Here is a 16,564-nt window from a genome sequence, read left to right on the forward strand (position 1 = left end):
CCCTTAATTTCCTAAACTAATTTTCGTAACATCCTTAATTGCTACTTTCATCCCACTTCTCTCAATTTTCACAAGAAATTCGGTTACCATATCCGTTAAACCAGGAATGATAGTAAGATCCAGCTCCCAGTTTTTCTCATAGGCTAAAACAGTAGTTACTATTTCTCTTATTCTATCTTCAGATCCATCATAGTCCTTCCATAATGATGAATAAAGCTCCATTACATGATCATCATCCTGTAGATTTATTTCCTCTGAATCTCGCTTTCCCTTATATAAAGCAATTAAAGCACTGAGTGAGAACACTAGTCTTCTAGGAAGTTCCCCTGTTCTTCCGTGATATTCGATTAGTGTAGGTAAATCTCTTGTTTTAAATTTAGACATAGAGTTTAAAGCAATGCTAAGTAGATAATGATTAACATATGGATTCATGAATCGTTCAAGAACAGCTGAAGCAAATGATTTTAGTTCTTCTTCTGGCAAGTCTAAGGTAGGGATAATTTCATCAAAAATTAACCGCTCAATAAAATCCCTTGTCACTTCATCCTTCATAGAATCACCAACCGTATCCAATCCATAAAGATAACAAACAGGTGTCATTGCTGTATGCGCCCCATTTAAGATTCTTACCTTTCTTGTTCGATATGGTGTCATATCATTAACAACCTTGACATTCAATCCTGCTTGATTTGTTGGAAATTCATCACTAATCCATTGAGGACCTTCTATCACCCATAAATGAAATTGTTCTCCAACTACGACTAACTCATCTTTATAGCCAAGTTCTGTTGTGATTTCATCGATTGTATCTCTTGGATAACCAGTAACTATACGGTCAACAAGTGTACAACAGAATGTATTAGATTGTAGCACCCATTCTTTAAACCCTAGTTCTAAATTCCACAACTCTATATATTTCAAGACAATTTCTTTTAATTTTTCACCATTACGGTCAATTAGCTCACACGGTAAGATAACAAATCCTTTATCCTCTGCACCTGCAAAAGTATTGAAACGATGATATAACAAAGCTGTCAATTTCCCAGGAAAGCTTTTTTGTGGGCTGTCACTCAGTCTATCGTTTTCTTCAAAAGTAATACCAGCTTCAGTAGTATTTGAAATAATGAACCTAAGTTCTGGATTTTCTGTTACCTCTAATAATTGATCATAATTTGCATAAGGATTTATTCCATAATTAATACAATCAATAACCGAGTGTTCACGAACAGCCTCTTCATTTTTTATTCCTTGTAAAAAGAGTGTATATAAACCTTCTTGTTCATTTAATTTGTCAATTAAGCCAAATTCAATGGGTTGTGCAACAACAACTCCACCGTTAAAATCAGTCTCCTTATTCATCTTATCTATTTGCCAATTCACAAAGGCTCTTAAAAAGTTCCCTTCCCCGAATTGTAATACTTTTACTGGATACTTCTTAGACTCTTTCCATGTGTTTCTATTCAGTTTTTCCATTGATATATCCCCCATCACCTTTTTTTGCACACGTTAACATTTTATTTATTAATCTAGCTGGATGAAACAGTTGATCTAACGAAGCCAAAGTATTCCTTCGCATTATTGTAGGAGATGCCCTGGATGATTTCTCCTAATAATTCCATGTCGTTTGGAACTTCTCCATTCTCTACCCAATTACCGATTAAATCACAAATTAATCTTCTAAAGTATTCATGTCTTGTATACGATAAAAAGCTTCTGGAATCTGTAAGCATCCCTATAAAACGACTAAGTAACCCTAAGTTAGCGAGTGCTTTCATTTGATCCAACATTCCATCTTTCTGATCATTAAACCACCAAGCCGTACCTAGCTGCATTTTCCCAGGTACTCCGCCCCCTTGAAAACTTCCTAATAAAGTGGCTAAAACATAATTATCTTTTGGATTTAAGGAATATAAAATTGTTTTTGGTAGTGCATCTTCTCGGTCAAGTGAATCTAATAATTTGCAAAGTGGTTTTGCAAGTTCTCCATCATTAATACTATCAAACCCTGTATCAGGGCCTAATCTATTAAGCATTCTTGAATTATTATTTCGATGTGCACTAATATGGTATTGCATTGCCCATCCAAAGTCAGAATATAATTTCCCTAAGAACTGTAATGTGAATGTTTTATATTTGCTTTCTTCTTCTAAGCTGACTAGTTCACCATTGAGTGCTTTTTCAAAAATAACAGCTACTTCTTCCTCGGTGGTCTCTTCGAAAACGATATCGTCTAAAGCATGGTCTGCCACTTTACCTCCAAGTGAATTAAAAAATTCAACTCTTGATTGTAACGCTTTCAAAAGCATACGATAATTTGTAATTTGTAAACCACTAACCTCTTCGAGTTTATGTACCCATGTTGAGTATCCTTCACGATTAATTTCTAAGCCTTTATCAGGTCTAAAGCTTGGATATACACTTGTATTGAAATCGCCAACATTTTGTAGCATTTGATGATATTCTAAAGAATCTGTTGGATCATCTGTTGTGCAAATAACCTCTACGTTAGATTTCGTTATTAAATCTCTTACTCTATAACCTTCACTATTTAGTAATTGATTAACTGTATCCCATATTTGTGGTGCGGTTGATTCATTTAGAATTTCATCGATTCCAAAAAAACGTTGTAGTTCAAGGTGTGTCCAATTGTATAAAGGATTTCCAATGGTCATTGGGACCGTCTTCGCCCAAGCAATAAATTTATCATAGTCACTAGCCTTACCTGTTATATACTCTTCATCAATCCCATTAGCACGCATTGCTCTCCATTTATAATGATCTCCATATAACCAAACTTCTGTAAGATTAGTAAATCTCTTATTTTCATAAATTTCTTTCGGATTTAAATGGCAGTGATAATCAATAATAGGTTGATCTTTTGCGAAATTGTTATACAACTCAACTGCCGTCTGATTTGACAATAAAAATGAATCATCCATAAATTTCTTCAATACTATCAACTCACTTTCTTTAAAATTGTTCACGTTAACATCAAAGTAAGATAAAGATGAAAGAAAAATGTTAACGTTAACATTGCTTACCTTTTATTCTAATCAGTTTCGTAATTAATTGCAATATTTTATTTAAAGTTCCTTTATTTTGTCAAAAATTGATTTAGTTGTCCACGAAGAACCTCTGGAATTGGTTCACTTCTTTGCATATCAAAATTAAAATAGACCATCACCACAGAACCTGTTGCAATTAGACGATTCGTGCTTTTCTCGAAAATATTATGTTCCAGTTCAAAACTTTTGTTACCAACCTTAGATACTCTAGTCGTAACCGTTAAGTTGCGATTAAAATAGCCTTGACCAACAAAATCACACTTTATTGAAGCTACTATGAATTTCCAATCAGAAAGATCTGAGCTGGTCCCAAGCATCTCGAAAAACTTAACCCGAGCATCCTCTAAATAGATAAAATAGCTTACATTATTAACATGACCGAGAGCATCTGTCTCACAAAAACGAACGGAAATATCTAATTCATGCTTCATTTGAAACCTCCTAGAAATCGCGAATAAGCTTACGCTTACTCAATTAAAACGAAACTTAAAAACCTATATATTAATAATATTGTATTTCCCTTAAATTATTCAAGTAAAGTAAATTATTATTTGAGCTGTTTAAAAAGACCACAACCTAATTGAGTTGTGGTCTCAGGCTGTTGACAAACGCTCGCATTCTTCGTTGCGAACCCTCGCTCGGTGCTCATTACCCTCATGGTAACTCCGCTCCTCCCAAGGGTTCGCGCCTCGACTTCAAGCGTTTTCAATCAGCCTGGGTTTTACAAATTATACTTTGTCTACACTCTGAGACCACAACCTTATTGTGTTGTGGTCTCTTTTAGGAGTAATAATTCCTACTTATAACGAACCTTTATACTTTCCATCATTTTTTGAAGACGTCTGTTTCTTATGTTTTTCTTTTTTCTTCTGATTCGCATCATGACTTCCTACTTCGTGACTGAATTCAGAATCAGTTTTAGCAGAATCAAAACCTTGCTTATTTTTTTGATCTGCATCATTCTTCTTTGTACGTTTAGCCAATATACTCACCTCTTTGCTCAAAGTAACATCATTCTATTTTTTTACAAAGAGGTATTATTCATTCCTATTTTTTAAAAAGTCTTTTTCGACAAAAGTGTAAATAAAGCTTGGGTACCACTATTCTCTTCGCCCAAATTTGCTAACTCTTCGTAAAGGGATTTCGCCAGTTCCAATCCTGGGGTGTTCATATCCATTAGCTCAGCTTCATCAAGAGCAATCTGCATGTCCTTGATAAAGTGCTTCACATAAAACCCAGGTTCGAAATCTCCAACGATCATCCGAGGTGCTAGATTACTTAAAGACCAGCTACCTGCCGCGCCAAAAGAAATACTTTTCAATACATTTTCAGGATTAAGCCCTGCCTTAGTTGCATATGCCATAGCTTCTGATACCCCTATCATATTAGAAGCAATAGCAATTTGATTGCACATTTTTGTATGTTGACCAGCTCCAGCATCTCCTTGTAGTACTATATTGTGCCCCATACATTCAAGGACTGGCAAACAGGCATTATACGCTCTTTCTTCACCACCGACCATAATCGTTAGTCTAGCTTCTTTCGCACCAACATCTCCTCCTGAAACAGGAGCATCTAATGAATTTATATCTCGTTCTTTTGCTTGACGAAAAATCTCTTTAGCTAATGAAGGAGTTGAGGTAGTCATGTCAATTATGTATGTACCTTTCATAGCGTTATTTAGCACGCCATTTTCCCCTAAATACACTTCTTCAACATCACTTGGATAACCTACAATCGTAATAATCACATTCGCTTCTTTTGCAAGATTTGCAACCGAATCCTTCCAAATTGCCCCACTTTCGAGGAGCTCACTAGCCTTTTCTTTCGTTCGAGAATAAATAACTACTTTATACCCCGCCTTTAATAAGTGACCTGCCATACTTTTTCCCATAACTCCAGTTCCAATAAAGCCAATAACAGTATTATTCGTTGTTAACATTAATCTTTCCTCCTCATCATATTAAGTCTGTTCCTAAATATTATCATACCTATTATCAAATCATTTATTTTTTTATAAATTTGGGGATTTGTACCTGTCGAAAGAGTTTGTTATTACATAAATTATATCAAATCGCTTGAGGAGGTGTTTCGTAATGGGTGCAGTTGCAGGCGCTGGATATGGAGCAGGTTTTGCATTGATTGTTGTATTATTTATTTTATTGATCATTGTAGGTTCTGCTTACGTAGGTTACGGATATTAATTTTTTGAGATAAAGGAGATAAAAATAATGGGCTATTGTGGATATGGATATGCTGCTCCAACAGCACCGGTAGGTTATGGTGGAGGATTTGCTTTAATCGTTGTATTGTTCATTCTTTTAATCATCGTGGGAGCCGCTTGGTTATAAGATAAGATAAAGCCACTTGGTTTGTGAGTAAATCACATACCAAGTGGTTTTTTATATTAAAATCTTGGTTACTGTTTACCATTAAATAGCTTGCTAAATCTTTTCAGTTCCTTATCTTCTTTAGGCTTTAGATGATATGGATTTTTTGGTTGGTTTATATTCTCCGGATTTACATCACTGCGAATTCCCATCTTTTGACCTGCAGAGGATAGGGAATCATTAATTACACCTTCATACCGTCCGTCATTGTTTGGTTCATGTTCATGTATGATATCTTCATCTTTTACCATGAATACACCTCCTCAGTTTTAAAGTTTGTTTCTTACTAAAATTTATGTATAGTATTTATAAGAAACTCTTAATACTTGAAAGAGGTGTATTAGATGTATAAAAAAGAGTTCTATGTATTTGAAGGTTCTATTCCAAAAAAAGCAATCATTCGTAATTATACAACTGATGACTTTGAGGATTTAATTAGGATACAACAAGAAACTTTCCCGCCACCTTTCCCTTCTGAACTTTGGTGGAACAAAAATCAATTATCCAATCATATTGAATTATTTCCTGAAGGAGCACTTTGTGTTGAGGTAGACGGCGTCCTTTGTGGATCAATGACTGGATTAAGAGTGGATTATGCCCCTCAACAACCTAATCATACATGGGTCGAGATTACCGATAATGGATACATCACAAACCACTCTGCAACAGGAAACACATTATATATTGTAGACATATCTATAAGTCCCAAATATCGTTCATATGGACTAGGTAAATGGTTAATGCAATCGATGTACGAGGTTGTTGTTTACCTAGGTATAGAAAGATTGTTAGGAGGGGGCAGGATATCTGGGTATCACAGATATGCCGAGACCTTGACAGCACAACAATATGTCAATCAAGTGCTAATAGGGAAGCTAAAGGATCCAGTGATTACATTTTTACTAAGATGTGGCAGAACACCTGTCCATTTAGTTGCTGACTATTTAGAGGATAATGAATCGTCAAATTATGCATTATTAATGGAATGGAAAAATCCTTTTAAATAAATGCGGTTTTAAAAGTTTGTTGTTTTAGAAAAAAATAAAGAAATGATAGGTACAAGCAGGCTGAATACACGTAGACTCCAGCGGGACCAGTGGCCAAAGTGAGACCCCACAGGAGCATGAGCGACGAGGAGGCTCACTGGTCACCCGCCGGACGCGGAGTGTATTCAGCCTGCGGCTTTAAAAGCAACAATCTATACGAAAACAGCCTAAATAAAACCTAAGCTTATATAACAGCACTTACAATGTTTCTTTATACCTGAAACATGTGTAAGTGCTAATTACATTTAGGGCGTTCTATCCTCTGTTAAATATTTTGAAAACTGCTCAATCGGTGTTGCAAAGCCTTGGACTAGATCTTCTTTCCCAACTTTTGGTATGCTCTTTGCATAGATAACACCAATTACCATTCCATCTTCATTAATTACAGGACTCCCACTGTTTCCTTTATGAATTGGAGCTTCGATTTTAATAGACCCATTAGGTTCCTCACTAACAATTTTCCCGTCAATAGCAATTCTAGTATATGCAAGCGGATTCCCAATAATATACACACGATCGCTAATATTCCACTTACCTTTTTGTTTTTCTGCAAGTGGTAAGTAGGGTAATTCTTGCTCAGGACTTATGTTAACGATCGCTATATCAATTTCTTTCTCATCCAAAACAACGTCGCCTTTATAAAAATCACCATTAGGAAAACTCACTACAATTTGGTTCATCCCATCAATAACATGAGAATTTGTAATAATTAACCCATCTATTGAGATGTTAAAACCTGTACCCTTAACCCCATTTCCCTCAATCGTAACAACAGCTTGCTTATATTCCTGAATCATCTCTTCCTTTGAAAGCACTGAAGATCTTTCTAAGAAATCAAATGACGGAAGATTAAACACCTTTATCCAAACCCCAAATATACTTGATAATAGGGAAAGTGAGATTAACACAACTATAATTTTAATAAAGATTGGTCTTATTATAGGTTTTTGAACTTTTTCATCATCTTCTTCGAACAAAAAGTCTTCTATTGAAGGTTCTTCATATACATTTTCTTCAACCTGTTCTGGCTCATTTTCATGTTTCATCCACTTCACCCTATTTACGTATTATTATGTTTAGTATATCAAAAAAATCAGACCCTATTGGATCTGATTTTTAATGTTTATAAATTTTTCTGAACAAAATCAACTACTTCTTCAGTCGTACTCATTGAAAGAATTTTTTCTTTTAGGCTTGAAGCTTTTTCTTTTGAAAGCTTCTTTATTTGTGAGCGTGCTGGGAGAATTGATGTTGCACTCATACTGAATTCATCTAAACCAAGGCTTAAAAGAATCGGGATAGCAATTGGGTCTCCTGCCATTTCCCCACACATACCAGCCCATTTTCCTTCCTTATGAGCTGCATCAATAACAGTGCTAACTAGTCTTAGAATCGACGGATTATATGGTTGATATAAATACGAAACTCTTTCATTCATACGATCTGCTGCCATAGTATATTGGATGAGATCATTTGTACCAATGCTAAAGAAATCTACTTCTTTAGCAAACTGATCCGCAAGAACAGCTGTTGATGGAATTTCAACCATAATTCCTATTTCAATATTCTCTGATACTTGAATTCCACTCTCTACTAATTTTTTCTTTTCGTCTAAGAGTATTGCCTTTGCCTGACGAAATTCATCAAGTGTAGCAATCATAGGGAACATGATTTTCAAGTTACCATAAGTACTAGCTCTCAATAATGCACGTAGTTGAGTACGGAAAATCTCTTGTTCTTCAAGACATAGACGAATTGCTCTAAATCCTAAGAATGGGTTCAATTCCTTTGGAAGGTGGAGGTAAGGAAGTTCTTTATCTCCCCCAATATCAAGAGTTCTAACAACTACAGGCTTACTTTCCATTCTTTCAAGAACTGTCTTATATGCCTCGAATTGCTCTTCTTCAGTAGGAAGTTGATCTCTACCCATATACAGGAATTCTGTACGGTAAAGCCCAACACCTTCTCCACCATTTGCTAAAACACCTTTTACATCTTCTGGTGTCCCAATATTAGCAGCTAACTCTACATGGTGATTATCACTCGTAACAGTTGACTCATTTACTAGCTTAGCCCACTCTACTTTTTGTACTTCATACTTTTCTTTCTTTGCTTGATACTCAGAAATAGTTTCATCATTTGGATTAACAATTATTTGGCCATCTAGACCATCGACAATTACAGTTACACCATTTTCAATGTCAGAAGTAACTGTCTTCGCACCAACAACAGCAGGGATTTCCATTGAACGAGCCATAATTGCTGAATGTGATGTACGTCCACCAATATCTGTTGTAAAGCCTAAAACAAAATCTCGATTAAGCTGTGCTGTATCAGATGGTGTCAAGTCCTCTGCAATGATAATAACTTCTTCAGAAATCATACTTGGGTTAGATATTGTAACACCCAACAAACGTGCCAATACGCGTTTCGTAACGTCTTTAATATCTGCAGCACGTTCTTTCATGTATTCATTATCCATAGACTCAAACATTTGGATAAACATGGTAGCAGTTTCATTTAACGAATACTCCGCATTCACATTTTCACTTTTAATTCGATCTTTAATTGGGTTTATTAATTCTGGATCACTTAATACAAGAAGATGCGCAGCAAAAATTGCTGCTTTATCTTCTCCTAGGTCTTTATTTGCTTTTTCTTTAATTACTTCAAGTTCTTGCTTAGCTGTTTCCAGTGCATCATTGAAGCGCTGGATTTCTTCTTCTGGGTTGGAAATCGACTGCTTAACAATCGTTAAATCAGGATTTTCTAACCGGTAAGCTTTAGCAAATGCTATTCCTGCTGATGCGGCAATACCTTTAATAATCTTAGACATATATTTTTACAGCCCTTCGTTTTTGAATGCTTCTGAAATTGCTTCAATTGCTTCTTGTGCATCTGCACCTTCAACAATTACTTTAATTTCTGCCCCTTGGCCAATACCAAGTGACATAACACCCATAATTGATTTCAAGTTCACAGAACGACCATTAAATTCTAAATTGATGTCTGAGTTAAATTTACCTGCAGCTTGTACCAATGCAGTTGCTGGACGTGCATGGATTCCTGATTCACTTGTTACTTTAAATGTTTTTTCTGCCATTTCTATTCTCTCCTTTGTTTTTAAGCAATTATTTGATGGTAATGATGTTTTCTTCACTTAGATTAACATTACCTTCTTTAACAATTTTAACTTCTTGTCCGTTTTTAAGGTTTGTAAATACAATTGGTGTAATAATTGAAGTTGCATTTTTTTCTACAAATTCAAGGTCAACCTTAAGTAGAGGTTGCCCTTTTGTAACTTTATCTCCTTGAGAAACAAGTGTCTCAAAGCCCTCACCTTTTAAGTTCACTGTGTCAATTCCGAAATGAATCAAAATTTCACGACCAGTTGTTGTTTCAATTCCAATTGCATGCTTCGTTGGGAATAAGTTAACAATTGTACCATCTGCTGGAGACACTACAGTTCCTTCTTCAGGTAATATTGCGAATCCGTCTCCCATCATTTTCCCCGCAAATACTTGGTCAGGAACTTCTGTAATAGGTAAAATTTTACCTTTTATGGGAGCAACGAATGAATTTTCATTTTCTTCAATATCATTTCTCATTTCTTCTGGAACAACATCTTCAATTTGTTCATTTACTTCTTTGTTTGCTGATACTTCAGTTGGAACAGGCGTATTCCCATCCATAATGTCTTTAATCTGTGACTTTAATGTATCAGACTTAGGACCAAATATAGCTTGAATATTGTTACCTATTTCAAGAACTCCAGAGGCACCAAGTTGTTTTAAACGATTCTTATCAACACTTTTAATATCATTTACTGATACACGAAGTCTAGTGATACAAGCATCAAGGTGTGAAATATTTGCTTTTCCACCCATTGCCTGAAGTACATTAAAAGGTAATTCGCTAACTTGTCCTTTGTTTGCTACTGCACCTTCTTCTACATCTTCACGACCAGGTGTTTTAAGATTAAATTTTCTAATAGCAAATCTGAACCCAAAGTAATAAATAGCTGCAAACACTAATCCAACTGGGATGACTAACCACCAATCAGTTCTGTTTGGTAGAACTCCGAAAAGAAGAAAGTCAATAACTCCCCCTGAGAAAGTCATTCCAATCTTGATATCTAGAATGTGCATGACCATAAACGATAAACCAGCAAAGATTGCATGGATTCCGAATAGAATTGGAGCAACAAATAAGAATGAGAACTCTAATGGCTCAGTAATACCTGTTAAGAAAGAAGTAAGAGCTGCAGAACCCATAATTCCAGCAACTAATTTCTTTTGTTCTGGACGAGCTTCATGATAAATAGCTAGTGCAGCTGCTGGTAATCCAAACATCATAAATGGAAACTTACCTGTCATAAATGTCCCAGCTGTAAATTCAGCACCATCTCTAAGTTGCGCCATGAAGATACGTTGATCACCACGGAATGTTTCACCTGCAGCATTTGTCCATTGTCCAAACTCATACCAAATTGGTGAGTAGAAAATATGGTGTAAACCAAATGGTATTAATGAACGCTCGATTACACCGAAAATAAACGCAGATACTGTACGGTTAGCATCAATTACATAATATGAAAAATGATTAAGACCTGTTTGAATTGGAGGCCAAATGAAGACCAATGCAACACCTACAAGCAATGCAGTTACAGCAGTAATAATTGGCACAAAACGTTTACCTGCAAAAAATCCTAAGTATGCTGGTAGTTCCATTTTGAAGTATTTATTATACATGGTGGCGGCTAGTACACCTATTATGATACCACCAAACACCCCAGTTTGTATTGTTGGTATACCCAACACAGTCGCATATGCTGCTGAATTTTCAGCAACCATCTCGGGTGTTACTCCAATAATTGCACCCATTGTTACATTCATGATTAAGTAACCAATAATTGCGGCTAGAGCTGCAACACCTTCTCCTCCCGCTAGACCTACAGCTACCCCAACTGCGAATAGCACTGGAAGATTTGCGAAAACAATATCTCCAGATCGTTCCATAACTGAAGCTATAAGTACAATCCATCCATTAGCAAGAAACGGTAATCGTTCTACTGTGTCTGGATTTTTCATCGCATTACCAAAGGCCAGGAGAAGTCCAGCAGCCGGTAATAAAGCAACCGGTAACATAAGAGCCTTACCAACCTTTTGTAATGTTCCAAATAAATTCTTGAACATCTTAATAGTTCCTCCTTTTACTAATTTTGTGATACTAACAAACTCCTTTAACCGTTTACACATTTTGGATATAGAAAAAGGCATGAGAGAACGATGATAAAAATTGTATAAGGATATAGTACCCCTATTACAAAATTTAAATCATCAAATTCACTCATGCCTGATCGAATCAGTAACACGTAAATTTTTACGTAATTATTCAGATTTAGATACCAATCGTTGTAAATGCATTGTTAAATAAACAGCTTCTGCTTCATATACAGGTAACTTTAATGTTTGTTGCATCACTTTAATGACTTTCCACGAAAGATTATAACATATAGGATATTCTTCCTTCAATACTAAAGCTAATTTTTCTGGTTCTTTCACATTTTCGCCTTTTTTTACTCGCTCAATTGTATAGCGCAAGTGTCTGATCAACCGTAAATAATGGACGCTTTCTTTATCAATCTCAATTTTTAAACTTGTTTCAATAAGAATGAGTAATGCATTAATTAGCTGAGAATGTTTATTGATTTCAGATATTTCTTTATTTACAATTGCACTATGAATGTGCAATGCAATAAAACCGATCTCGCCTTCAGGCAGAGTTACACCAATACGGTCAGAAATAATATTTACTACTTCACCAGCAACGTTATATTCAAGGGGATAAAGAGATTTAGTCTCAATTAGAAATGGATTAGCCATCTCTAACCCTTGCTTTATACGTTTTATAGCAAATGAAATATGATCAGTGAGTGCAACATGGATATGTTCATTTAATGGTGCATGCACAGATTGATTAATGTAATGTATAATTTCATTCATTACCTCAATCACATTCTCATCAATATGAGGTACTAGCTTTTTGTATTGCTCCTGCTCTTTCTCATTTTCTAATATAAATACCTTTTCAGCGGCAGTGGGTGTTACTTGATCTCCACTTTTTTTATTAAAACCTATCCCTTTGCCAATTAAAACCACTTCTTTATAAGAAGTATGTGTAGCTATAAGCACATTATTATTTAATACTTTCTTTATTGAAAAGGACTCACTCATCGAATCCCTCACTCCTTTAAGGTAATCCTCGAATTTAATAAATATTACAAGTAGTTACCGTTATAGTCAAATATAAAAAAAACAAATTGAAAAACCTTCCTTTTATATCAAGAAATAGTTGTAGAAGACTTTTTCAGAAAAACATGAATAAAGAACAAAACTTAAACAAAGTATATACACAGATAATACGAAAGGAGGTCAAGAATCTGTCGGCATACAGTCACTAGCAAGTGATGATTTTTAGCCAAGTAAACTGAAAATACACTTTACTTCACTATACTTAACTACACACAATAACAAACATACACCCATGACTACACACACCAAGAAAAAGGAAGCGGACTATGTAATCCGCTTCTTTTTTATATTTAAACTCATTCAACTTATTAATAAAGGTTTTAAAATTTGCGTTTCGAAATCATGACTGGATAATGGTTGAGAAAAATAAAACCCTTGAATTTCTTCACAGCCGAGTTTCATTATTAAATTCAATTGTTCATCCGTTTCTACGCCTTCAGCAATAACTTTTAACTGAAGATGATGTGCCATAGCTATGATTGTTGATACTATAGCTTCATTCTTATACATCTCATGAATGAAAGATTTATCAATTTTCAATCGATCTATAGATAGTTTGTGAAGATAACCTAATGAACTGTATCCAGTACCAAAATCATCCATGCTAACCTCTATCCCTATTTCTCGAAGCTTTTGTAGTGTTTTATTAGTCTCACTTTCGTTATGCATCATCATTGTTTCTGTAATTTCTATTTCTAAACAATTTGCGGCTAAACCATTCTTAGATAATATTTGTGAAATTGTTTGAACAAGATCACTCTGATAAAAGTGAATGTGCGAGATATTAACAGAAATTCTTCCATAATCAACACTTGTGTATTCCCACTTTTTTATTTGTTCACAGACAGACTCCAACACCCATTCTTCAAGTTGAATAATTAAACCAGTTTCCTCAGCCAACGGTATAAATTTACCGGGAGAGATCAGCCCTAGAGTAGGATGATTCCATCGTACCAAAGCCTCCGCCCCTAATAGTAGATTCGTTTTAGCATGGAATTTCGGTTGATAATGTATGGTTAATTCACTTGCACCTATTGCTCGCCGTAAATCATTTTCCATTTTAATTTTTTCAATTGTCTTATCATTCATTCCATTATTATAGATTTTGAAATCATTAGTCCCGTTTTCTTTAACCTCATACATCGCAATATCGCTATATTTAACAAGGGATTCTAAATCATTAGTATGCTCGGGAAATAAGACAATACCAATACTAACGGTTAATAGAAAATCTTGATTTTTAACCTTTAATGGTTTTCTAAATTCATCCAAGATTAATTCAGCAAGATTAGTAATTTTTTCCCTATTTTGTTCATTTTGTACAATAACTGAAAATTCATCCCCACCCATTCTCGCAATAAAATGATGATTTCCAAGTAGATTCTTCAAGCGATCTGCAATTACAACAAGTACTTGATCTCCAAATGCGTGACCGAACAAATCATTAATCTTTTTAAAGCGATCAAAATCCAAATTCATTATGGCAAATTGACTATTTTGCATTTTTAATTGATGCAGCCTTTTTGTATATAATCTCCTGTTTGGAAGGTTCGTTAATTCATCATGATAAGCTAGGTAATTTATCGTCTTCTGAGCTTTATCACTTTCAGATATATCTTTAACAATATTATAAAAACCAATGATTTCATCTTTGATATAAATAGGAAATGAAGTAATCTTGACATTTGTTATTTGTCGATCTTTTCTCACTAAACGGATTTCAAACACGTTCTCTCTGTCACTATTTTCATTTTGATAGTAACGGATAAATTCCTTTACATCATCTCTTTTGACAAGTCTTGAAAAATACATACCTAGTAACTCTTCTCGTTTGTAATAAGTCATTTGAGTCGCTACTTTATTTACGCTTATGATTTTGCCTTCCATGTCAATTGAAAAAACAGCATCCGGATTATAATTAAAAAGTGATTTAAAGTGCTCCCGATTAACATGAAGCTTATTCTTATTTTCCAGGAAACTCTTATGGCCAAGGAAATCTGGAAGGACCATTAGAATTAGGTATGAAACTAGTATGATAAAAACCGCGATAAGTTGTAATGATTCCATCTGAGAACTTGTGAATGACGGAATATCTAGTATAGAGTTCATATATAAGTAAGCTATCCCAACTGCAGATATGCCAGAGATAACGCTTGCTATCTTCCCCCAAGTCTTAGAGAATGATTTCTTTTCACTTTGTTCCATTTGTGCTTTAAATCGAAGTAATGAGAAACAAATTCCTAGTGTTAATAGGATAGCTAAAATAAGATGTGGAATATTTGTTTGGACGAATGGTTGAAACAGTATAGAGAATAGGAAATAATTCTTCGTTAGTATTATGATTGTCAAAAGAATACTCGTAATAAGACTCATTAAAGGGATTACAATATTGATTTTCATCATCTTAAAAAAAATAAAAAATGCGACCATGTTTATTGCACTTAGCCAAATAATTGAAAAGAAAATATCACTAAACACAAGTTGGATATTTAAAGACAAGACCATAAAAACATTTGAGGTTGTAATAAGGAATGATACTAGAATAAAGATTATCTGATTAGAAATGTGCAAGGATATTAGACGTCTTTTCCTATAAAAGCTACTCCCAATCGTGAAATACAATCCTAAACTACTAAATATGATCGATATTACCAAAAATATATAATTAAGATTAATTAAATGAAATCCTTCGAACAATAGAAAACCTCCTTAAAGGAACAACCTTGCGCCAAGAAAGTCGTAATAACCTGAATGTATCACAAACTTAATAAACATATTAAAATTATAATTGATATATCAGACTATATCTACAAAATTCAACACAAAATAACAAATTCAGCACACTGACAGAGGAAGATCTATCGTTCATGTACATAATTTCTTGTCACGAAAACAATACTACATAAAAATACTTCATTTGGGAGTGTTATCAATGCCTGTAGCATATTTAAGTGACCAATCCGAAATTTATTATGAAATCCATGGGAGTGGAAAACCTATATTATTCATTCACCCACCTGGAATGGGGTTAGTAACCTTTAAACAGCAACTACCTCTCTCCGAATCCTATCAAGTCATTACATATGATATGAGAGGAAATGGGAATAGCAAGGCTAGTAGAGAGGAAATTTCAATTTCTCTGTTAGCTAAGGATATTAATGAGTTATTGAACCACCTTAAATTAGAAAAGGTTTGCATTTGTGGATATTCTAACGGGGGCTCGGTCGCGTTAGAGTTTGTTCTTACTTTCCCTGAAAGAGTAGACGGTGTCATATTATTGGGGGGGTTCCCAGAAGTAAATACATTTCTATTACGAACTGAATTTCTTTTAGGGATTTATACCGTAAAAATGAGGGGCCTTTCTGTTTTAGCAAGAGTACTAGGTAAAGCACATGGGAAGTCAAAAGAGTATCAGAAAGAGATAGAGAATGATGTCTTAAAGGCAAACCCTACTATTTTGCATCGAATGTATGTAGAAGGCCTTTCATATAAATGCACAGATCGGTTGTCAGAAATTAAATCTCCCGTCTTACTTGTTGATGGAGCAGTGGATTTTTATTTACATAAATATCAAAAACACCTAGAACAAAATATTAAAGATTCTACATTAGTGTTCATCAGTAAAGCCAAACATCAAATTCCAACTAAACATGCAAAAGAACTAAATCAGATTATCGCAGGGTTCCTGGAAAAAATAAGCTATACTACCTAATAAGAATAAACTAAAACAAATCCAACTAACTAAAAAT

At 34.6% G+C, this 16,564-nt stretch carries 16 protein-coding genes; 4 read left to right on the forward strand and 12 right to left on the reverse strand.

Annotation, left to right across the window (positions count from 1 at the left end):
- Window positions 1-3: 3 nt before the first annotated feature.
- From BLQ56_RS05280 to BLQ56_RS05300, 5 genes are all read right to left on the reverse strand, one after another.
- Window positions 4-1,473, reverse strand: coding sequence for a tagaturonate reductase (locus BLQ56_RS05280; protein ID WP_090850674.1), 1,470 nt, complete (start codon window positions 1,471-1,473; stop codon window positions 4-6).
- Window positions 1,474-1,526: 53 nt separating this feature from the next.
- Window positions 1,527-2,951: a glucuronate isomerase gene (uxaC, locus tag BLQ56_RS05285; RefSeq protein ID WP_090850676.1), complete on the reverse strand. Its 1,425-nt coding sequence runs from the start codon at window positions 2,949-2,951 to the stop codon at window positions 1,527-1,529.
- A 143-nt stretch (window positions 2,952-3,094) separates the two neighbouring features.
- Complete coding sequence (locus BLQ56_RS05290) at window positions 3,095-3,496, reverse strand: acyl-CoA thioesterase (RefSeq protein ID WP_090850678.1); 402 nt, start codon at window positions 3,494-3,496, stop codon at window positions 3,095-3,097.
- Window positions 3,497-3,865: 369 nt separating this feature from the next.
- Window positions 3,866-4,048, reverse strand: coding sequence for a hypothetical protein (locus BLQ56_RS05295; RefSeq protein WP_090850680.1), 183 nt, complete (start codon window positions 4,046-4,048; stop codon window positions 3,866-3,868).
- Between the two features lie 71 nt (window positions 4,049-4,119).
- A complete protein-coding gene (locus tag BLQ56_RS05300; protein ID WP_090850682.1) occupies window positions 4,120-5,007 on the reverse strand; it encodes an NAD(P)-dependent oxidoreductase in 888 nt (295 codons plus the stop codon).
- 154 nt (window positions 5,008-5,161) lie between these two features.
- Between BLQ56_RS05300 and BLQ56_RS05305 the strand changes: the two genes are divergently transcribed.
- Window positions 5,162-5,269, forward strand: a complete 108-nt coding sequence (locus BLQ56_RS05305; RefSeq protein ID WP_090850684.1) for a YjcZ family sporulation protein — start codon at window positions 5,162-5,164, stop codon at window positions 5,267-5,269.
- Between the two features lie 27 nt (window positions 5,270-5,296).
- On the forward strand, window positions 5,297-5,416 hold the full coding sequence (locus tag BLQ56_RS05310) for a YjcZ family sporulation protein (RefSeq protein ID WP_090850685.1): 120 nt from the start codon (window positions 5,297-5,299) through the stop codon (window positions 5,414-5,416).
- A 68-nt stretch (window positions 5,417-5,484) separates the two neighbouring features.
- Here BLQ56_RS05310 and BLQ56_RS05315 read toward each other — a convergent pair whose 3' ends face one another.
- A complete protein-coding gene (locus BLQ56_RS05315; protein WP_090850686.1) occupies window positions 5,485-5,706 on the reverse strand; it encodes a hypothetical protein in 222 nt (73 codons plus the stop codon).
- A 93-nt stretch (window positions 5,707-5,799) separates the two neighbouring features.
- On the opposite strand from BLQ56_RS05315, the gene BLQ56_RS05320 reads away from it, so the two are divergent.
- Window positions 5,800-6,462: a GNAT family N-acetyltransferase gene (locus BLQ56_RS05320; protein ID WP_090850688.1), complete on the forward strand. Its 663-nt coding sequence runs from the start codon at window positions 5,800-5,802 to the stop codon at window positions 6,460-6,462.
- A 284-nt stretch (window positions 6,463-6,746) separates the two neighbouring features.
- On the opposite strand, the gene BLQ56_RS05325 is transcribed toward BLQ56_RS05320, so the two are convergent.
- From BLQ56_RS05325 to BLQ56_RS05350, 6 genes are all read right to left on the reverse strand, one after another.
- Window positions 6,747-7,547 carry a S1 family peptidase gene (locus tag BLQ56_RS05325; protein ID WP_090850690.1) on the reverse strand — a complete coding sequence of 267 codons (801 nt, stop codon included), beginning with the start codon at window positions 7,545-7,547 and terminating at the stop codon, window positions 6,747-6,749.
- A gap of 77 nt (window positions 7,548-7,624) precedes the next feature.
- The gene (gene ptsP, locus BLQ56_RS05330) at window positions 7,625-9,337 is read right to left on the reverse strand and encodes a phosphoenolpyruvate--protein phosphotransferase (RefSeq protein ID WP_090850692.1); all 1,713 of its coding nucleotides are present in this window, start codon (window positions 9,335-9,337) and stop codon (window positions 7,625-7,627) included.
- 6 nt (window positions 9,338-9,343) lie between these two features.
- Window positions 9,344-9,604, reverse strand: coding sequence for a phosphocarrier protein HPr (locus BLQ56_RS05335; RefSeq protein WP_090850694.1), 261 nt, complete (start codon window positions 9,602-9,604; stop codon window positions 9,344-9,346).
- A 28-nt stretch (window positions 9,605-9,632) separates the two neighbouring features.
- Complete coding sequence (ptsG, locus tag BLQ56_RS05340; protein ID WP_090850696.1) at window positions 9,633-11,696, reverse strand: glucose-specific PTS transporter subunit IIBC; 2,064 nt, start codon at window positions 11,694-11,696, stop codon at window positions 9,633-9,635.
- Between the two features lie 195 nt (window positions 11,697-11,891).
- A complete protein-coding gene (glcT, locus tag BLQ56_RS05345; RefSeq protein ID WP_090850698.1) occupies window positions 11,892-12,737 on the reverse strand; it encodes a glucose PTS transporter transcription antiterminator GlcT in 846 nt (281 codons plus the stop codon).
- Window positions 12,738-13,115: 378 nt separating this feature from the next.
- The gene (locus BLQ56_RS05350; RefSeq protein WP_090850700.1) at window positions 13,116-15,512 is read right to left on the reverse strand and encodes a sensor domain-containing protein; all 2,397 of its coding nucleotides are present in this window, start codon (window positions 15,510-15,512) and stop codon (window positions 13,116-13,118) included.
- A 235-nt stretch (window positions 15,513-15,747) separates the two neighbouring features.
- Between BLQ56_RS05350 and BLQ56_RS05355 the strand changes: the two genes are divergently transcribed.
- Window positions 15,748-16,527, forward strand: a complete 780-nt coding sequence (locus BLQ56_RS05355) for an alpha/beta fold hydrolase (protein ID WP_090850702.1) — start codon at window positions 15,748-15,750, stop codon at window positions 16,525-16,527.
- Window positions 16,528-16,564: the final 37 nt, after the last annotated feature.

It is taken from the genome of Litchfieldia salsa, assembly GCF_900104555.1.
GTDB lineage: Bacteria > Bacillota > Bacilli > Bacillales > Bacillaceae_L > Litchfieldia > Litchfieldia salsa.